The 18598-nt window shown below is 54.6% G+C and carries 19 protein-coding genes; 9 read left to right on the forward strand and 10 right to left on the reverse strand.

The window, feature by feature from the left end; all coding sequences use genetic code 11:
- Positions 1–16 precede the first annotated feature (16 nt).
- Complete coding sequence (plsY, locus tag IT444_03200) at positions 17–676, forward strand: glycerol-3-phosphate 1-O-acyltransferase PlsY (GenBank protein MCC7191767.1); 660 nt, start codon at positions 17–19, stop codon at positions 674–676.
- 215 nt (positions 677–891) lie between these two features.
- On the opposite strand, the gene IT444_03205 is transcribed toward plsY, so the two are convergent.
- Positions 892–1212, reverse strand: coding sequence for a hypothetical protein (locus IT444_03205; GenBank protein ID MCC7191768.1), 321 nt, complete (start codon positions 1210–1212; stop codon positions 892–894).
- A gap of 132 nt (positions 1213–1344) precedes the next feature.
- Here IT444_03205 and IT444_03210 point away from each other — a divergent pair, with 132 nt between their 5' ends.
- Positions 1345–3012: a 2,3-bisphosphoglycerate-independent phosphoglycerate mutase gene (locus IT444_03210; GenBank protein MCC7191769.1), complete on the forward strand. Its 1668-nt coding sequence runs from the start codon at positions 1345–1347 to the stop codon at positions 3010–3012.
- Between the two features lie 72 nt (positions 3013–3084).
- On the opposite strand, the gene IT444_03215 is transcribed toward IT444_03210, so the two are convergent.
- The 6 genes from IT444_03215 to IT444_03240 all read right to left on the reverse strand — a co-directional run bounded on the left by IT444_03215 (position 3085) and on the right by IT444_03240 (position 7302).
- Entirely contained in the window at positions 3085–3594 is a 510-nt protein-coding gene (locus IT444_03215; GenBank protein ID MCC7191770.1) for a hypothetical protein, read from the reverse strand.
- 63 nt (positions 3595–3657) lie between these two features.
- Complete coding sequence (locus IT444_03220; protein MCC7191771.1) at positions 3658–4653, reverse strand: NAD-dependent epimerase/dehydratase family protein; 996 nt, start codon at positions 4651–4653, stop codon at positions 3658–3660.
- An 89-nt stretch (positions 4654–4742) separates the two neighbouring features.
- Positions 4743–5573: a sugar phosphate isomerase/epimerase gene (locus tag IT444_03225; protein ID MCC7191772.1), complete on the reverse strand. Its 831-nt coding sequence runs from the start codon at positions 5571–5573 to the stop codon at positions 4743–4745.
- 96 nt (positions 5574–5669) lie between these two features.
- On the reverse strand, positions 5670–6053 hold the full coding sequence (locus IT444_03230; protein ID MCC7191773.1) for a hypothetical protein: 384 nt from the start codon (positions 6051–6053) through the stop codon (positions 5670–5672).
- 43 nt (positions 6054–6096) lie between these two features.
- On the reverse strand, positions 6097–6984 hold the full coding sequence (locus IT444_03235; protein ID MCC7191774.1) for a sugar phosphate isomerase/epimerase: 888 nt from the start codon (positions 6982–6984) through the stop codon (positions 6097–6099).
- 33 nt (positions 6985–7017) lie between these two features.
- Positions 7018–7302, reverse strand: coding sequence for a hypothetical protein (locus IT444_03240; GenBank protein ID MCC7191775.1), 285 nt, complete (start codon positions 7300–7302; stop codon positions 7018–7020).
- A 157-nt stretch (positions 7303–7459) separates the two neighbouring features.
- On the opposite strand from IT444_03240, the gene IT444_03245 reads away from it, so the two are divergent.
- The 4 genes from IT444_03245 (at position 7460) to IT444_03260 (ending at position 12800) form a co-directional block, all read left to right on the forward strand.
- Entirely contained in the window at positions 7460–9076 is a 1617-nt protein-coding gene (locus IT444_03245; protein ID MCC7191776.1) for a DUF4091 domain-containing protein, read from the forward strand.
- Positions 9077–9143: 67 nt separating this feature from the next.
- Positions 9144–10322 carry a galactonate dehydratase gene (gene dgoD / locus IT444_03250; protein ID MCC7191777.1) on the forward strand — a complete coding sequence of 393 codons (1179 nt, stop codon included), beginning with the start codon at positions 9144–9146 and terminating at the stop codon, positions 10320–10322.
- Between the two features lie 128 nt (positions 10323–10450).
- Positions 10451–11113 (forward strand): HAD-IA family hydrolase, encoded by a 663-nt coding sequence (locus IT444_03255; protein ID MCC7191778.1) that lies wholly within the window; start codon positions 10451–10453, stop codon positions 11111–11113.
- A gap of 31 nt (positions 11114–11144) precedes the next feature.
- Positions 11145–12800: a HAMP domain-containing histidine kinase gene (locus IT444_03260; GenBank protein MCC7191779.1), complete on the forward strand. Its 1656-nt coding sequence runs from the start codon at positions 11145–11147 to the stop codon at positions 12798–12800.
- A gap of 131 nt (positions 12801–12931) precedes the next feature.
- Here IT444_03260 and IT444_03265 read toward each other — a convergent pair whose 3' ends face one another.
- Complete coding sequence (locus IT444_03265; GenBank protein ID MCC7191780.1) at positions 12932–13894, reverse strand: hypothetical protein; 963 nt, start codon at positions 13892–13894, stop codon at positions 12932–12934.
- A 593-nt stretch (positions 13895–14487) separates the two neighbouring features.
- On the opposite strand from IT444_03265, the gene IT444_03270 reads away from it, so the two are divergent.
- The gene (locus IT444_03270) at positions 14488–14829 is read left to right on the forward strand and encodes a hypothetical protein (GenBank protein ID MCC7191781.1); all 342 of its coding nucleotides are present in this window, start codon (positions 14488–14490) and stop codon (positions 14827–14829) included.
- Positions 14826–15659: a hypothetical protein gene (locus IT444_03275; protein ID MCC7191782.1), complete on the forward strand. Its 834-nt coding sequence runs from the start codon at positions 14826–14828 to the stop codon at positions 15657–15659. The genes IT444_03270 and IT444_03275 overlap by 4 nt, the downstream gene beginning before the upstream one ends.
- Before the next feature lie 49 nt (positions 15660–15708).
- On the opposite strand, the gene IT444_03280 is transcribed toward IT444_03275, so the two are convergent.
- Together IT444_03280 and IT444_03285 are read right to left on the reverse strand one after the other, a co-directional pair.
- The gene (locus IT444_03280) at positions 15709–16335 is read right to left on the reverse strand and encodes a class I SAM-dependent methyltransferase (protein MCC7191783.1); all 627 of its coding nucleotides are present in this window, start codon (positions 16333–16335) and stop codon (positions 15709–15711) included.
- On the reverse strand, positions 16332–17528 hold the full coding sequence (locus tag IT444_03285) for a glycosyltransferase (GenBank protein ID MCC7191784.1): 1197 nt from the start codon (positions 17526–17528) through the stop codon (positions 16332–16334). Before IT444_03285 ends, IT444_03280 begins: the two co-directional genes overlap by 4 nt.
- Positions 17529–17742: 214 nt before the next feature.
- Between IT444_03285 and IT444_03290 the strand changes: the two genes are divergently transcribed.
- On the forward strand, positions 17743–18564 hold the full coding sequence (locus IT444_03290) for a 2-oxo acid dehydrogenase subunit E2 (GenBank protein ID MCC7191785.1): 822 nt from the start codon (positions 17743–17745) through the stop codon (positions 18562–18564).
- Positions 18565–18598: the final 34 nt, after the last annotated feature.

Below are 18598 nucleotides of genomic sequence, written 5' to 3' on the forward strand. Positions count from 1 at the left end.
GGTTACGATCCACGTTATGGATTGGAATTGGATCATCTGGATTGTCGCAGGATACGTCGCGGGATCGGTGCCGTTCGGGCTGTTAATCGGCATGGCTCGCGGCGTGGATGTGCGAAAGTCAGGAAGCGGAAATCTGGGCACGACCAACGTCGGACGGGTGCTGGGGCGCCAATGGGGAATTCTCTGCTTTGTGTTGGATGTACTTAAGGGCACGTTGCCCGTCGTCGGTGCCGGGGTGGCACTGGGCTATCTCGGACGCGACCCACTGAACCACACGGACGCATGGAAATGGTTAGCGGTCGCGGCGGCAGCGGTGCTTGGTCACGTGTTTCCCATTTGGCTGAAATTTCGTGGAGGTAAGGGAGTGGCGACCAGTCTGGGCGTGTTGCTGGGTTTCTGGCCTACGCTGACTTTGCCTGGGATCGCGGCGGTGGCGACCTGGGTTGTCGTGGTGCTCATCTGGCGATATGTCAGCCTGGCGAGCATCGCAGCTGCAATCGCGCTGCTGATCTACCTGATCGCCTTTGGCCTGCTGCGCGGTGCGACGCTGCAAAACCTGTTGCCGTTCCTGTTTGTCACAACATTTCTGGTGCTGCTGGTAATCGTAAGACATCGCTCCAACATCGGCCGACTCCTTGCGGGCACAGAAAACAAAGTCGGCAAGAAACCTGCTTAACTATCTAAGACGTGTATTTTGTGCTGCGAGTTAAACCAACTCTGCTGAACAACCACGCATGAGCTGAGTAACTGCTGTTATGACCGACCGACGGATGCAGAACATGGAAACCGACTTGTGTCGTAAAACCTTATTCCTCAACTGTGGCCCAAGCCTGATGTCACACGAAATACCTTGCATCATCAGCAATGACGCCAGAGATCGTTGAGATTAGATCAATTCTTCTCGGATACATAACTGTACAGCGCGCCTAGTCCGATGATGAAGGTGAAAAACCCGCCAAGCCACCACGCCGCCTGCTGACCACGCATTAAGCCGACTATCGTGAATGCTGTAGCGACTAACAAGGTCAGGCCGACCAGTGCCAGTGTTCGTATGCGAGCGAGAACACGATCGCTGCGACCGGTGATATCAGCAAATGAGTAGAGACCTTCACCAGTGAAAAAGTTATATGTGGTGCCGCACTCCGGACAGTTACCAATCGGCTTCAGTCCAACCAGATCATATTTGCACTTTTTGCAGAGTTTGTCTGCCATGGCGAGAAGTCTCGATGATCGCAAGATTTGGAATTGTAAGACCGAGTAACCAGACGCGCTTGATTCTCCCCTACAATCGACAATCCGCAGGTGCGGGAATGAGGAGTTCCGATGACAAGCTCAAATAGAACGATGAATCCAAGTGATAAGCGGCCGATCGTACTGATCGTGCGTGACGGCTGGGGACGCAATCCACACCGTGAACACGATACGTTTAATGCCATCAAGCTCGCACACACACCCCGCGGTGATGCCCTGCTCCGTGAGTATCCCTGGACGTTGATCCACACTTCCGGAGAGGAAGTCGGCCTGCCTGAAGGCACCATGGGTAACAGTGAAGTCGGCCACCAGAATCTCGGTGCCGGCCGCGTGGTTTACCAGGAGTCGGTCCGCATTACCCGTGCAGTACGATCAGGTGAGTTTTACAACAACGAGGTACTTGTTACCGCGATCAAGCGGGCTGTTTCGCGTCAGCGAATGGTACATCTGCTGGGGATCGCGTCCGATGCGGGCGTGCATGGTCTGCTTGATCATCTCTACGGCTGTGTCGAACTTTGCAAATGTCACGGCCTGACCGCGGAAAAAGTCGCCCTGCATCTCTTTACAGATGGGCGTGATACCGGTCCATTCACCGGCAGAGATTTCATCTGCCGCATAGAAGCACAATTACGGACTATCGGCGTCGGTCAGATCGCCAGCATCGTCGGACGGTATTACGCGATGGATCGTGATAACCGCTGGGAGCGTGTCGAGAAAGCGTACCACCTTTTGACATCCGCCAAGAGCGATGACACCACCGCCTGCCCCAACTTCGCAACCGCAGAAGCAGCGATGCAGGACTATTACGATCACCCGACCAATGACAGTCAAAACGGCGATGAGTTCATCACGCCGCGCACGGTTGGAAATCGTTGGCGCGATACACGGGTTGCTGACGGTGACACGGTGATTTTTTACAACTATCGCGGTGATCGGCCGCGTGAAATTACGCGGGCTTTCGTCATGCCGGAATTCCACGGCCATGTGAAACCATCGCCGGATACCGGCGAAAAAGGCTTTCAGCGTGGCCCCAAACTCGACCTCGAATATGTCTGCATGACGGAATACGACACTTCGCTGAGCAGCATGGTGAAGGTTGCCTACCCGAAACTGCCGCCGATGAGGGATATTGCCGGCGAATATCTAAGCGGGCTTGGTTTGCGGCAGTTCCGTAGCGCGGAGACGGAAAAATTCCCGCATGTGACATTCTTTTTCAACGATTACCGCGAAGCACCATTTCCCGGTGAATCTCGGCAGATGGCGCAATCGCCGAGCGTCGCCACCTATGACTTAAAACCGGAAATGAGTGCTTCTGAAGTGTGTGAAATCGTGCTCCGTCGTCTTGCCGCACCAGACTGTGAGGATTTCATTCTGGTGAACTTCGCCAATGGCGACATGGTCGGCCACACTGGAAAACTCGATGCGGCAATCAAGGCGGTGGAAACCGTCGATGGGTGCGTCGGACGAATCGTCGATGCCACACTTGGGCGAGGCGGCGCGTTAATTGTCACGGCTGATCACGGTAACGCGGAACAAATGTGGGATCCGCAAACCAATGCTCCACACACAGCACACACAACCTACGATGTCGAGTGCATCGTTGTTGATCCTCGATTGAAGAAACTCGCCAGTGGAAACGCGGAATCACCCAGCACAGGCCTGCGACATGACGCACGACTGGCGGATGTCTTTCCAACGATCCTGATGATGATGGGCCTTACCAAACCCGCAGCAATGGAAGGAACATCGATTGTCTGCTGATGAACAACTAAAACAGGTCACCGCGCTGATGATAAAAGATATGGCGATTGATAGGTAACGCAGGCTGGAGTTTCAATTCCGTGGGTTGGTGCCGTCGGAATTGGTCGCGTTATCGCCCAAGTCGTTTTCGCCCAGCAGCATGAACTGTTTTTTAATGAGAACCTGCGTAGCCATGATCGGGTCATCAATGTTCAGTGCGATCGTCGGCAGGCTGTGCGGTTGAACCAACAGCGGATAGATCGAATGGATATTAAGCTCAGCTGCGACTAGTGCTGCGCACATCTGCCCGATTGATTGTCCACGAGTGAATTCAACGACGAGGACGCTTTTTTCAGCAAAAGGCATCTTGTTGCGTGTCAGTAGTCGCCGGGTCAGCTCTTCACGAGACGTCACCAGCCGAACAACCGCATGATCGGTCGAGTCGGTAATGCTCAGACCGGCAACACGTGTCGCCTGCTTGTCAAAAATGTGCAGAAGTTCAGCGAGCTTCCCAACCCGATTATCGAGAAAAACGCTGAACTGCGTGTTATGCGGAGGTTCGTAACCGAGGCCGGACGATTCGATCACGGGAATCTGAGACATACGACTATTCTAGTCTTCTGGCGTCCAGAGATGGCGCAGCATCACCCGTCGAGTAATGACAAGTCATGCGGAGAGTACTTCCCGATACCACTCGACGGTTGGTTTAAGACCTGCGTCAAAGCCGACAATCGGCCGATACCCGAGCAGCTTGCCCGCCAAGGTGAGGTCTGCGACCGAGTCGCGCACATCACCGGCACGTTCGGGCTGATAAATGGGCTGGAGGTCCGCATGTCCAAGTAACGATGCCATCCGTGTGGCAAGCTGATTGACCGTGATGCGATCGCCACAAGCTACGTTAATCACTTCACCCCCAATGCGTTTCGTGGAGCGAGCAGCCAGCAGGTTTGCGTGGACCGCGTTATGCACAAAGGTGAAATCACGTGACTGGCCACCATCACCGAAAATTGTCGGACGCTGACCGGCGATCAGAGCTTTTGCGAAAGCGGCGATCACCGCAGCATAGGCGGAATTAGCATTCTGCCGCGGCCCAAAAATGTTGAAGTAACGCAGCGATACGGTATCGATCCCATAACTGCCTGCATAGGCACGCATCAGCCCTTCGTCGGCAAGTTTATTGGCCGCATACGGACTCTTGGGCAAAGGTGCCATCGTCTCGACCTTTGGCAACACCAGTGAGTCACCGTACGCACTGGAACTGGCCGCGAACATCACGCGCTCAACCTTGGCTGCCCTGGCCGCCTCCAGCACATTGAGCGTACCCATCACGTTGACCTGGGTATAAAGAACCGGCTGCTCAACACTTCGTGGCACGGAACCCAGTGCAGCTTGATGAAAAACATAACGGCAGCCGGCGGTGCAACGCGCAAGAATCTTTTCGTCAAGGATCGATCCTTTAACCGCCTCTACCGGTGGGCCCGCCTTGGCAAACGTGGTGAGGTTCCCGAAATCACCGCCGCTGAGATCGTCGAGCACTACAACGTGTGCTCCGAGCCGAACGAGTGCCTCGGTGATATGCGATCCGATGAAGCCCGCCCCGCCTGTAACCAGTACCTTCGCGCCGGCGAAATGGTTTCCGTAAAGTTCCTGCCAGTGAGTCATAGTGAATGGTTTATCGGCGATTTTGTGTTACGGGAACAATGCAACCCCGGCAACGTATCGGCTAAAGCGTCAGTAGCGGCAACGCGGACTCATGCTTGCTGGCTGCACTCGCCGGCTCGTTCCCATGTATCGCGGATAAACCTTACCGTCTGGGCACCTATTTCCTCGATCGGTCTTGACCAGCCGCATTCCAGGCTGATCCGCTCGTCATAGCCGATTTTCCGAAGTGTGCAGAAAAAGCTGTCAAAGTCGAACGACAGCGATGCCTTATCACCCTTAACGGACCTGTAGCCTCCTGGCTCGATGCGTTTCTCCACCTCCGCGATATGCACATGTCGAAGGCTTCCTCCCAACGCGACGATGGCATCGTCCGTCTCGTTTTCCAATCCATAGTGGTAGCTGTCCACAAGCATCTGCACACTCGGCAAGTCAACCTGCTCACAAAGTTGCTGACATTCCGCCAGCGAATTGAGAGTATTGGTTTCGTTCCTGTTGAGATGTTCGATGACGAGCGTGATGCTGTGATGAGCGCAGATTTCTCCAGCCATACGGGTGAACTCGACCAGATGAGACCATGCGGTAGCTTCATCCACATCATCAGGACGACGACGCGCCCCGCCGCTGCCGAAAACAAACCGCTTGATGCCAAGCCGCTGTCCTCGCTTCGCCACGCGCTGCATGTAATCCTGAAGCCCCACCAGATCGCGCTTCGGACCAATGATCGGCCGCGCCGCAGGTATCAGAGTATTGGCTGCCTCGATCGGTAACGGTAGTTTCTCGATATCGGGGTTCGCCTTATCCCATGTCGAGCTTGGTTCATCACCGCGCAGGACCGCTTGGACACCGACTTCCAAAAAATCAAAGCCAGCAGCTCTGATTGTCGTCGCATCATCAAGAGTACCGCAACAGCCAAGGCGCATGACCTATTCCTAAAACACACAACCGGGATTTTGGTAATTCCCTTGATGAATGTTGTACCCGATTAGTGCCTATCGATCAGCCGGGGCCGGAAGCAATCAGTACCGAGGGACTTTGGGATCGATGTCGATCGACCAGAGGTCGATGCCGCCAGCCATTGAGGTGATATCTCGAAACCCCTGCTGGCGCAGGATCGTAGCGAACTGAAGAGAGCGTCCCCCATGATGGCAATGAACAACGATTTTGCGGTCTTTGCAATCTTCAAGCTCGGGTAACCGTGCTGCGATGTCCTGAAGCGGTACGAGCTGACTTCCTTCGATCCGGTTGGCTGCGTATTCAGCGGGTTTGCGGCAATCGATTAACACGAAATTCTCACCACGATCACGCATCGCTTTCACCTGGCGAGGCGTGACCTCCCATTCGGGACGAAAGTTGTAGCCTTCAGGTAAACCGCGGGGGTCAAGTTTAGGAGACGTAGCCATGGGAGTATGTGGAGCTTGCAAGCTCCACGACCTGTATTGAATGTTATATCGCAGCAAGCACACGGTGCAGAGCCGCAGCAGCATTTTCGAGACGCAGTGCGCCGGACATGTTTTCCGTAAAGTCTTCGATCACCAGCGGCACGTGTCTTCCAGCCTCGTGTAGTGACTTGATCCAGTCAGGTATGTAGAGATCCGCCTCGGTAAGCGGGCAGCCGTTGAGACCAAACTTACGAAAACCCTGAGCGTCGTAGTTTCCTGCTGACCGCCTCGTACCGCCGACGTGGCAATGGTCGATGTAATCACCCATAACAGCTACCGCCAGATTGGGCTGATACCCGCCTTCGATATTGAAATTAGCAATGTCAAAAATCACACCCAACTCACGCGGATCAAAATGGCGGCAGATATTCCACGCCAGCGAGGGTGAGGCTGCGATCATTCCAGCGTGTGTCTCGATCACAACCTTTTGCTGGTAAGGCTTGGCCAGAGCTACCGCCCGCTGATAACCAGCCACGGTCTTATCAAGTATCTCCCGATAATTGAACGGCCCTTGCGGGTAACCACGCCAGTTTTCCGGTGCAACGCGCACTGCGCCAGCACCCACGATCTGGCCCCCTTCAAAATTAAGTTTCAGTTTGTCGTCTGTGTCTGACAATGAAACTGCGGGAACCGTGCCGAACACTTTGATACCCGCATCATCCATCTGCCTGCGAATCTGCTTTCCCTCTTTGACCAGCCGTTCGGGGGTGAGGTCGAACTTGTAATTACCCCAGTTGGCGTAGGGCTTACCGACATTTTCCGGCATGATGTGTCTTGGTCGGAGCGAAATCCCAGCCACCCCGACTCGCTGACACAACGTCAACTGCTCCGCCAGATCAAGTTCAGGGAGCATGACGGCAGTGACACCCAGCGGCATGTTTGACTTTTGCATGGCTTGACTGGTTCCGAGATTGTGGGGCGAAGATCAGGTCTTTGCAGGTGTGGAGCCGCTGGCTGTGTCGAGCAGTTCCACATGTGTGTAGGGGTCAAGATTGATAACGACAATCTCGCCGTCATCCTTACGAAGAACAAGCCGGTCGAGCCAGAGTCGATCGTCCTTGGCGTGAGCAAACCACGAGCCGGTCTTCGCCTGTCCGACACGAATGACCGTGCCGGTGACCGTGGTGGTCCAGACCTCGTCGCGCTGGGCGATCTGCTGCGTAACGGTGACTTTCTGGCCGGGCTGAAACTGATCGATCGGTTGTGGCATGGTGTGAACCTCGAACGAAACAGGATAGTGGATACAGTAAGAACCGTAAATTCGACTAAATCCTCTACCCTCTAAATCAAGCGGACCATTTCCCTGCCGCCGGCACCGGTTAATGAACCATACTGCATAACCCAAGGGGCTGACTACACTGTCGCGCATGAAAACAACCGCATGGCTCGCAAGCTCAATGCTGCGTCAATACGCACTGGGCGCACCTCGTCGTACAAAATCGCTCCATCTACTGGCCGCAAGAGGTGAGCGCGTTTCGTTTCAGGTCTCCTTCTTTCAACCGTTCCTCAAGCCGGTTCCAGCCACCGCGGTGGCTTTGTGTCGGTCACTTCGTGTACGAGTCAGGCGAGTCGGCCACGTGCCGGTCCCTCACTTCAATACCTTCACCCCATTTGATGAACGTGATACCGAGGCCCGTATTCCTGGTTACGTGCCGGATGTGCTCTACCCTGAAAACAGTTTTAACGCACCACCGCAGGAGATTTCTTCGTTCTGGATTACGGTTGAGGTTCCTCGATCCGCAAAGGCCGGCCAACACGAAGTCGTTGTCGAATTGAGCTGCAACGACTGCCCGAAAACTCGGCTCGTGGCGACCGTTGAAGTCGCGGCAGTAACGATCAAACCGCGCAAGCAGTTTCGCATCACACACTGGTTCTATGCTGATGCGCTTTGCGATTGGTACAAGGTCCAACCATGGGATGAAGCGTTCTGGACGATCTGCGAAAAATACATGCGTAATTATGCGGATCACGGGCTGGACATGATCTACGTGCCCATGTTCACCCCGCCGCTGGACGGCGTGAAGCGGCCGACGCAGCTACTGGGTGTTCGACAAAAGGGCAAAGGTACGAAGGCCAAGTATGAGTTTGACTGGACAAACGTAATCCGCTGGATCAGGCTGGCACGTCAATGTGGAATCGAAAGCTGGGAGTGGACGCACCTCTTTACGCAATGGGGAGTAAAGCACGCCATCCGCATCTACCGCGATACGCACGATGACACATCATTACTCTGGCCGGCGGATACTGCTGCGACCTCGGCTGTGTATCGAAATTTTCTTGCACAATTCCTGCCCAAGTTCCACGAATTTCTGATTGAACATCAGTTGCTCGGTCAATCACAATTTCATGTCTCCGATGAGCCGCACGGCGACGAACATCTGGCCAACTATCGTGCAGCCAGAGAGATGCTTCGAGAATTAGCTCCCTGGATGCGCGTCATGGATGCGCTTTCTGATGTTCGTTACGGCAAGGAAGGACTGACGGACACTCCTATTCCGAGCATTCAATCCGCTTTGGAATACGTCGATGCCCGCCTGCCAAGCTGGTGCTACTACTGTTGCGGCCCGCGTGATCGTTATCTCAATCGTCTGCTCGATTCGCCTCTGGCGAAGATACGCATGAATGGCTGGCTCTTTTACCGCTGGGGCTTTGGTGGATTTCTGCACTGGGGTTACAACTACTGGTACAAGAGCCAAACGCGGCAGATGATCGATCCGTTTGTCGTCAGTGACGGCCTCGGCTGGCCGGGATGGGCCTATGGCGATCCGTTCGTCGTCTATCCGGGGTCTGCGGAGGTCGGACCGCTCGACTCGATCCGCTGGGAAGTTTTCGCTGAATCGCTCCAGGATTACGCATTGCTCCAGACGCTCGGCGTGGATATGAACAGCAACTTGCTTAAACCCCTGAAGAGCTTTCAGGATTTCCCGAAAACAGAAGTGTGGATCAATACTGCACGGCGACGACTGCTGAAAGAATGGATGTAACCATTAACCAAGATCGCAACCATTCACGTCACAAACAATCGACCACAAGCCGCTAAACTGTTTTTCTATGAAAATCACAGCCATCGAAACACACGTCTGTAATGCGCGAATGCGCAACTGGATATTTGTGAAAGTCGTCACCGACCAGCCCGGACTTTGGGGCTGGGGAGAAGGTACGCTCGAGTGGCATACGCGCAGCGTCGTTGCAGCTATTCAGGACATGGAACATTTGCTTGTCGGCGAAGACCCGACACGCATTGAATATCTCTGGCAGGCAATGTTCCGTGCTCATTTCTGGCACGGCAACGGGCCGGTACGCGGTACGGCAATTTCGGCGATCGATCTGGCACTGTGGGACATTCTGGGCAAACTTCACGGTGTACCTTGCCACAAGCTCTGGGGCGGGCCGGTGCGTGATTATGTTCGCACCTACTCGCATCTGGGCGGCGGAAAGATGGAAGACTTTTACGAAACCGATCCCGCGGATGCGAAGCGATTCGGCGAACTCGCCAAGGCGGCGGTTGAAGATGGCTTCACCGCATTTAAGACGATGGCAGTTCCCGAAACGATGCCACTCGAAGGTCTCAAACCGATCAAGTATGCGTACAAATGCGTCGAAGCGATGCGCCGGGCAGTAGGTGACGATATCGACATCATGGTGGATTGCCACGCCCGGCCTAGTCCGCAGATGGGTTTGATGTTTGCCAAAGCACTCGAACCGCTGGGCCTCTACTGGTTTGAGGAGCCATGTTGGCCGGAAGCAGTCGAGGCGATGGCGGATATCTCCCGTGCTGTCGTCACGCCAATCGCCACCGGCGAACGGCTCATCACTGCACTCCAAGTCCGGCCATTTCTTGAGAAACGGGCATGCAGTGTCGTACAGACCGACATTACACACACTGGCGGGTTGACGGAGTCGCGTCGAATCGCTGCGCTTTGTGAGACCTATCGAGTCTCGCTTGCACCACACAATCCACAGGGGCCAGTCAGCACTGCTGCCTCGCTGGAGCTGGGTCTTGCGACACCTAGCTACATCATCTGTGAAAGTGTGCATCTCGATGTGCCTTGGCGCAGCGACATTGTGAAAGAAGGCTACACCGTTGAAAAGAAGGGACGTATCGTTCGTCCGAGCAACCGCCCCGGTCTGGGGATCGAGATCAATGAAGCAGAGTTGAAAAAGCATCCGTTCCAGCAGGAACTGCCGCAGCGCAGCTTTAATCCTGACGGTGCTGTAACCGACTGGTGAATCATCGCTCTCTGATGATGCCGTTCAGCAAAATCAGGGTGATCGTGGTGTCTCAGCATTCGAGATCAGCAGCAAATCAGATACGCATCGCGATCACTTTTACCCTTAAGTGAAAACATGAAAGGCTCATGATGACTCCCGCTGTGATCTTCGACATGGATGGCGTGCTCATCGATTCATACGAAGCACACTTCCAGAGCTGGATCGATCTAGCCCGTGAGACTGGAAAGAAATTTAACCGTGAAGATTTCACCTGGGCGTTTGGTCGCACCAGCCGTGAGACAGTCGTGAAATATTGGGGCAGCGATCTATCACCTGAACGAGTGGCGCAACTGGATGACCGCAAAGAGGAGCTTTACCGCGTTATTATCGCGGACAAGCTGCCGGTTATGCCCGGCGTCATGGCGTTAATGGATGATCTTCATCGCAATGGATTTATGATGGCAGTCGGATCGTCCGGTCCGCCGGAAAACGTCTATGTAACGGTGGACCAACTGGGTCGCAGTCGCTTTGATGCAATCGTCACGGGTAAGGACGTCAAGAAAGGTAAACCCAATCCTGAAGTTTTTCTCACCGCGGCCAAGAAACTCGGCCTTGAGCCGAATCATTGTGCTGTTATTGAGGATGCTCCCGCCGGCATCGCAGCGGCAAAAGCCGCAGGAATGGTCGCCATCGGATTGACCAGCACCGGTCGGACACGCACGGAATTAGTGGCGGCGGACGTGATCGTCGGCACTCTCACCGAACTCAATGCTGACAAAATCCGTGGTTTAATTGAGTCGCGTTGTTAAGACGACCGGACGCTCGGCTTACAATGGAGTCTTGGCACTGACCAATCCATTCCGCTTCCGCACCATGCGTATCAGTCTGGCTAACAAGTGCCAGATACTTTTCGGTCTGGCGGTCATACTTATCCTCAGTGCTGCACTTTCCGTCGTCTGGGTGCGCATGCAGGTGCTTGTGCGCGAAGGTCAGGAGGAAACCGCGCGGAAACTCGCTGAAGCCTGGCTGTCAGGTTTACTCCAAGCCGACGATCGCTGGTGGGAAGATCAACCACCCGAACGCCAGTGGACTGACCGCAACCAGACGCTTCTGCTGGTGGAAAAGGAGGAATTTCAAGACGCTGAGCAGCGCATGCCATTTCTTGCCCATGCAATCAGCGTGTTCCAGACGCGCAAAGAGCGACTCGAACTTTCGTATTCGGAAGAAGACCAGCGCGGCGAGTCGTGGTTTTACTTCGCCCGTGCGATTCGGCGGTCCGACCTCTCCGGCTTGCGCGGCGGATCGGAAGCAGGATTTGGCCCGACCGTCGCTGTACCCCTGGTCACCGATCCGCTGGAAAAAGTACTCGTCATTCGTCTCCGTGCCAACATCACCTCCCGCCAACTCACACTGAATCGCATTTATATGGTTGCAGCCGGCATGCTTGCCGGATTGCTGGCCATTGGCGTCTTCTGGTTCATCACCACCAAGCTTGTCCTATCACCCGTCCGTGTGCTGCGTGATACTGCGAAAAAAGTATCTGAAGGCGACCTGAATACCCGCGCCAACGTGAACACCGGAGATGAGTTTGAACAACTCTCGGAAGTATTCAACCAGATGCTTGAGAATCTCAAGAGCAATCAAGACCAGCTGCGCGGCATCAATAAAAGCCTGGACCTCAAACTCGGCGAGTTGGCGGAAACCAATGTCAATCTTTTCACCGCCAATAAGATCAAGGGTGAATTCCTCGCCAATGTCAGCCACGAACTGCGTACGCCGCTTAATTCGATCATCGGCTTCGCGGAAGTGCTCGAGGAAACGCTTAAAGATCGCACCGGCCCGGTGGATGAGAAGCGGAAGAGATACGCAGCGAACATTATTACATCGAGTCGCCGCCTGCTTGACCTGATCAATGATCTGCTCGATCTGACCAAGATCGAGGCTGGCCGCATCGACGTGCGCGTCGCACCGATGAGTGTTGAAGATGTCTGCGAAGGCCTGATCAACCTCATCCGCCCGGTGGCGGATAAGCGAAACGTCGAATTGCGTCTCAAAGTTGAGCCGAATATCCCGCCGGTACAGACCGATGCGACGAAGTTCCAGCAGGTGATCTTTAACTTCCTCGCAAACGCGGCCAAGTTCACACCGCCGGGCGGCGTGGTCACGCTCTCGGCTATACTCCTGGGTACAGAGCCATCTCGTAAGCTCGCGGTAAGCGTCACCGATACCGGACCGGGAATACCGCCTGACAAACATGAGCGGATCTTCGAGAAATTCACCCAACTCGACTCAACGGTCACCAAAGAGTACGGCGGCACAGGGCTGGGATTAACGATCAGCCGTGAGTTGTCACACTTGCTTCAAGGTGAGATTCTGCTGGAAAGCGATGTCGGCAAAGGCGCAACATTTACGTTGGTGATCCCGCTGATTCTCGAGTCACGCAGCGCACCACTCATGCCTGACCTCACCAAACCTGCAGCAACGGTACGTATCTGAATATCAGATCAAAACGCGATCACGAATATTGCATGGTGAAGCGGCACGACAAAGCGATACGTTGAATTGGAGATGACTCGTCCGCACTATTTCGCCGGAAGTTGCACCTGCGTTTGGCCTCAGGATTATTTTCAGCCCGGCGTATTATCCGATGAACCGCCTGATGTGGCAGCAGGCTGGGTGTTGGGTGAACCGACTAGGCGCAAACGCGGCGTGTCATCTCCGCTGGCCGCCTCATTTCTGTTTTCCCGGAGCACTGCAACGGAAGCGAACTCTGCTTCCCGTAGGCGAGGGTCGATGCGGTTGCGCATATCGCGCATCCGTGGCGTGGGAGCTAGTCGAATACCGATCCAGCCGCCAACTCCAAGCGAGAGAACAAGTGCCAGATAAAAGAAGGTGAAGACTCCTAGAGATATTTCCGCGGTGGTTGCACCCTCCATGTTGATCTCACGTATGGAGACCAGTCGTTCCGGCGCGATGGTTGGTTTGACGAAGACAAACCAGGAAAACAGAAGAAGAATCACGGTGGGAAATGCTGCCACCGCCAGCGATGCGAAGCGGTCGAGTCCACGGTTCGCCAGTGCCCGCGCGATGCCGCCCGCATTAAGTCCGATGATGATCAATACCCCCAGCACGCACCAGGCCCCGATCGAAAAGAATTTTTCATGGGAGATCCCACGACGTTGAAGAATTGCAAACAGGATCCCAGCCACCACCAGGTACGCGCCCGCAGCGGGTACCACACGTGCCAGATACCGGGGTGCCCGCTTGATACCAACCGTCCTGGCGGCATCCCACCACGCCACCGAAATTAACATCGCTGCGATCCCTGCACCCAACGCGGCAGAGAACTGTGCGGCCATCATCAACCGACGGTCGCTGGCGATCGCAGCCACCGTATCCCGTGCGAGGATGTAGGCCATGCTGCTGGGAATTACCAACGCCATCAAGATGCCGCCAATGATGCACAACGGGGTCACCGGCCAGAGGAGCTTGCTGGGAATGCCTTGGCGCGATAGCAGCTTTCGTTGAACATAGGACGGAACCACCCCCGAAGCTGCAACGCCAACCACGCAGGCTGTCCATGCAACCAAGGCCAGCAGTATTTCGGCAACTGAGGCTAATAACGGAACTTGTGTAGAAGCGAGCAACATTTCCTGATTGGCCCTGAGTCGAGAGGTGTACTCTCATGATACCGCCAAGGGACGGGTTATGAGAATCATCGGTCCATATCCCTGCTCACTTCGGAGAGATCTTCTGGGATTTCAGCGATCAAATTTAATAGATTTAATAAGCCAAAATCGGCATCATTCAGGCCAATATTTTTTGCGATTTGAGGGAAAACTATCTTGTCACAGAAAACCGCATTGTTAGCATGGTTCCGATAATGGGCAGCTTGATACGTCTGATTGGCTGATTCGTCAATACGATGGCGATATGACAAATTAACCTGCCTGAATTTGTGGGAGAGGAGAGTAACCCAACGAGGCGCGTCAGCCGTGTTACGGATGCAGCAATCAGGTGCTGCGATCGGGTATCGCTGTAACCGCATTGAGTGAGTAACTGCAGTCACCAGAAAAACTCAGCCGCTCCCCTGCTACCCGCCCCACGACCTGAATGCGTCGTTATGCGTGCCTAATCGAAAGTAAGGAGTCGTCAGTCAAGGTTGTTATCAGGAATCATTCCCTTGAAGCCGCCACGCCTGCTGACCAAGTTAATACCAGATGCTGTCGTCGGGCCGCAAGGTAAGCGAAAAGCTCAGATGCTCCCATTTTCTTCCTGCCTGCGCTATGGGAATTTGTCATCGTTGTTACTCGCTCCTTCGCCCGCCCTGTCGTTTCTGATTTTTTGTCTCGAAATTTTCCTCACGAAACTTCATGCTGCCCTGACCCGCCCGGTCGATGATCTACTCATTCTTCCGGCCCCGCGCAGCACGACCATGAATAAATCGATACGCTCAAATTTCGTCATCAAGACGATGGTTATTCATGTCGGGATCGCACCTGCTTTCAGAAGGAGTGATCCATGACGATCACGGCTGGCGGAACCCTCAACGACCTCCGCGAGATACGTTCACAGCTTGACCGACTACCCCGGTTTCGTGTCGCGCAGACACTGGCTGAAGTCGCGGCTTCCTGGCGTATGGTGTATGAGGTTTATCTCAAATCCGGCCTGATCCACCCCAACCCATATCTCGTCCACACAACTCCTCATCACGTCAGTGCCAACACTGCTGTCCTTCAGAGCACACGCCATGGCGAGGTTGAGGCGACGCTGACGGCTGTCGTTGATGGCCCTCTGGGTCTTCCCATGGACAGCGTGTATCAACGCGAGCTTGACGAGCTTCGGCTTCAGGGGCGACGGATCACCGAATACGGTCTTTTTGCGCACGTCCGTCAAATCACTGATGCTGAGCCGCCAATTCTGAACGAATCATCATGCCCAGGTTCAGCATCATCGTTCGCACGTGTCCATGCATCTGTGATAAACCTGATGCGTTTGGCATTTTACTTCGCTCTATCGAGCAACAGCACCGACTTTATCGTGGGCGTTCATCCGCGACATGCGAGGTTTTACAATCGGTCTTTTGGATTCGAGCAGTACGGCCCGCTCCGTACTTGCCCAACGGTCAATCACCGCCCTGTCGTTCTATTGCATGCCAATCTCCAGCAATGCCTGCATCGAAGTCCTTTACCTCACGCACTGGACTACTGCATCAACCATCCGGTTTCGGCTGAAACCTTTGCAGATCGCTGCGATTTCAACCCGCGTGAAATGGCAGCCTCACCAACCCGCATCAGTAACTACCTCCGCGAGAAGCAAGACCAGAACGTCATGGCTAGTCTCAATGCGGGCTGATTTTGGTCCTTTGCCGCAGCTCCGCACAAAGTTGAAATGATGGCTGGAATTACTCAGCCACGAACAGCGTATTCGAAACCGGGAACCACCGAATTGGTTTACCCAACGGCTGGACTTGGACGACCTTGAAACCCGCATCCGCCAGCCGTTGAGTCCAGCCCTGCGTGCTAGCGAAGCCGCTCTTGTGGAACGGCATTGACTCGATCCAATTCAGATAGTGGTGAAATCCCACAACTCCAACGCGCTGCCAGAATGTGTCGTAACGATCGTCCACGAGCAGGAATCGTCGGCGAGTCACCCGTCGAATCTCACGGAGCACCTGTGACAAATCATCGCAATGGTGCAATACAGCCACGCAGATGGTGATCTCAACTGCACTGTCAGCCAGCGGTATATGCTTGCCGTCATAAACTTCAACCGGGAACGGCCCCAACCCGCGAGCTTCAACATCAAACGCCCGTGCTTTGAGGTTCAGCTTGCTTGACAGATTGGCTGCAAGCAAGCCATCCCCTGCTCCGACGTCGAGCAGACTTGAACCGGGCTCGATGTAACGCGAAAGCCTCTCCGTAAAAAAGGCAGCTCGTTTGCGATGGATGTGATCATCCGCGTTGCGAACAACAGCCGATCGCTGGCTCGGACGACAATCAACCGAAGATGTGGGCGGGCTGACGTTCATACCACGTGCATCCTCTGCGGGCTGTCAATCTGGTACGTGATACCCGCCCAACGAATCCGTCGAGTTAGGCACGAATTGATGCTGTTAAGCCCCTGAAGCAGACTCGCCAGCGGCGCAACCAATACGAGCAACCAGCGGCGTGACCCAAGCTCTACGCCTCTGGGTACAAGCAGGCGATTCAACGGACCAACCATCAACAAAGCATACACCCAAAGGTGAGCAACCCAGACGGCACCAGCTGCCAGGGCGACCCAGCCGATGACTTCCGATCCACGGATCAGCAAATGGAGCAACCCACCCAGCAGAAGTCCCCAACCCAGGACATTTCCCAGAACGTGAAAAATGGCGGCTGTGATCCAGAAGGCTGGGTTATAAAACCTTGTCACCAGCGTTTGACGATTTGTCCAGTGAATGACGGAGTTCATGGTGTCGGGTTGACGACTGATGACGATGCACTCAGGCACAAACGCCAATTCGAGTCCCTGCTTTTTGACCCAATGGCTGAGTGTGTGGTCATCGCTGAGCGCGTTGGACCAGACTTGGGCAATGCCAGCCTGTTGATAGGTAGTCCGACGGAAGGCCATCGCACCGCCCCAGACAAAACGTGTCTGCGGGTTAATCAGGAAAACATATCCGCCGGCATTCCATGCTGTACGAAGAACGTCCGCAAGCGAATGCCAGCGAGGGTCGTACCAGCGATAGCCGGTCGTGGCACCAACTTTCGGATCCGTGAGCGGAGCAACGAGTTTCGCCACAAATCGCATGTCCGCCTGGCCGTCGGAATCCATGATCACAATGACATGGCTTCGCGGGTCGCTGGCCGCGATACCTGCGACTTGGTTGTTATTCTGCTGCGAACAATGCTGCGGAATACCCGCTACGACACTCTTGATTCGTTTTTCAGGATGGGCAGCTATCAGGCGACGAAAAGCCTCCTGTGCAAGATCATCCGCGGTTGCAGTAACCAGCACAAACTCGATGTCAGGATGATCCTGATCGACGACGGACGTGAGATTATCGAAAAGGGTGCCATCATCACCTTTACATGGAATCACGACACTGGTTGGCGGTAATTCCGCATGATCTCGGCTGGTAACAGCGAAGCTCCCTGCGTAGTGCCGAAGATGCACCACCGCAGAACAGCTCGCGATTACGAGCAGGACAACCAGAACAGCAGCAAGTGTGATAACCACGGTCACAGCGGCTCCGCAAAGGGCAACATTAGCCCACACTCAAGCATGACCCGTCAATACTTTTTGTCGGCGTTTTCCATCTGGTACTTCCGATGCAACGGACCTTGGCGCACCCTAAACCACACCACTGGAAAGGGTAATCTGCTACACCCTCGCTGAGTTTAAGGCATGAGATGACAAGTCCGATATAAATTCCATCCTATATTCAATACCTATGCGTTACACCGGCTTTCATCGCGCTGTTCAGATCCTGCATGGCGAGGTACGCCAGCGATGGCAGATCAGCTTCACCAATCTGGTCGATCTGACTGAGCTGGTCCAACTCCGCGAACACGCTGCCGCTATCGGCATTGGCAAACCGTCTTATACCGCTTGTGTCGTCAAGGCTGCAGCCATGGCCATCAGCGACCTCCAGGGACAGTATCCGGAGCTCAATGCGATGGTCGGACGATGCCTGTGGTTCCATTGGCTTAAACCATTCCAGGGTATCGCAGCTGGCGTGGCGGTATCTCGTGAGGAAGAAGGTACGGACCGAATCTTCGTTCGTATTTTGGCAGCCCCTCAAACGATGAGCCTCTTCAGAATCACCAACGAACTACACGCCGCAGCGACCAAGCCTGCGAACGAGCTCGAAGACTATCAAGCGTGTCAGGCTCTTTATCGTAAGCCTGGTTTTGTACAGCGTGTGATGCTTAAAATCGGCGCCAACTCGGAGTCGTTACACCGCAAGTACCGCGGCACCTTCTCACTCACGACTGTTGGCAAGTTCGGGGTTGATACGCAACTGGTTATGCCGCTGACTACGCCGATCCAGTTCGGGTTTGGATCTGTCAAAGAACGCCCTGTCGTACGCGATGGCCAGATCGTCGCCTCACCGACGGTCTATCTCACGGTCGCGTTCGATCGACGGATTCTCAACGGCAAACCTGTCGGAGCATTGATCGAACGAACCTGCCACATCCTCGCAACAACCGATGACGGAAAGTGGCGAGGAGAAGTTGAGGCTGAGGCCAGGACAGCCAGACACGATCCGTAATCCATCACGGCATCAAACATCAAACATGGATTGA

The sequence above is a fragment of the Phycisphaeraceae bacterium genome (assembly GCA_020851465.1).
GTDB lineage: Bacteria > Planctomycetota > Phycisphaerae > Phycisphaerales > Phycisphaeraceae > JADZCR01.

What these genes read in the sequence shown, in the direction of transcription:
- IT444_03240 (MCC7191775.1), bottom strand. Translation starts at nt 7,302, where the DNA reads ATGCCACAACCGATCGATCAGTTTCAGCCCGGCCAGAAAGTCACCGTT.
- IT444_03235 (MCC7191774.1), bottom strand. Translation starts at nt 6,984, where the DNA reads ATGCAAAAGTCAAACATGCCGCTGGGTGTCACTGCCGTCATGCTCCCT.
- IT444_03225 (MCC7191772.1), bottom strand. Translation starts at nt 5,573, where the DNA reads ATGCGCCTTGGCTGTTGCGGTACTCTTGATGATGCGACGACAATCAGA.
- IT444_03255 (MCC7191778.1), top strand. Translation starts at nt 10,451, where the DNA reads ATGATGACTCCCGCTGTGATCTTCGACATGGATGGCGTGCTCATCGAT.
- IT444_03230 (MCC7191773.1), bottom strand. Translation starts at nt 6,053, where the DNA reads ATGGCTACGTCTCCTAAACTTGACCCCCGCGGTTTACCTGAAGGCTAC.
- plsY (MCC7191767.1), top strand. Translation starts at nt 17, where the DNA reads ATGGATTGGAATTGGATCATCTGGATTGTCGCAGGATACGTCGCGGGA.
- dgoD (MCC7191777.1), top strand. Translation starts at nt 9,144, where the DNA reads ATGAAAATCACAGCCATCGAAACACACGTCTGTAATGCGCGAATGCGC.
- IT444_03280 (MCC7191783.1), bottom strand. Translation starts at nt 16,335, where the DNA reads ATGAACGTCAGCCCGCCCACATCTTCGGTTGATTGTCGTCCGAGCCAG.
- IT444_03275 (MCC7191782.1), top strand. Translation starts at nt 14,826, where the DNA reads ATGACGATCACGGCTGGCGGAACCCTCAACGACCTCCGCGAGATACGT.
- IT444_03205 (MCC7191768.1), bottom strand. Translation starts at nt 1,212, where the DNA reads ATGGCAGACAAACTCTGCAAAAAGTGCAAATATGATCTGGTTGGACTG.
- IT444_03220 (MCC7191771.1), bottom strand. Translation starts at nt 4,653, where the DNA reads ATGACTCACTGGCAGGAACTTTACGGAAACCATTTCGCCGGCGCGAAG.
- IT444_03210 (MCC7191769.1), top strand. Translation starts at nt 1,345, where the DNA reads ATGAATCCAAGTGATAAGCGGCCGATCGTACTGATCGTGCGTGACGGC.
- IT444_03290 (MCC7191785.1), top strand. Translation starts at nt 17,743, where the DNA reads ATGCGTTACACCGGCTTTCATCGCGCTGTTCAGATCCTGCATGGCGAG.
- IT444_03215 (MCC7191770.1), bottom strand. Translation starts at nt 3,594, where the DNA reads ATGTCTCAGATTCCCGTGATCGAATCGTCCGGCCTCGGTTACGAACCT.
- IT444_03245 (MCC7191776.1), top strand. Translation starts at nt 7,460, where the DNA reads ATGAAAACAACCGCATGGCTCGCAAGCTCAATGCTGCGTCAATACGCA.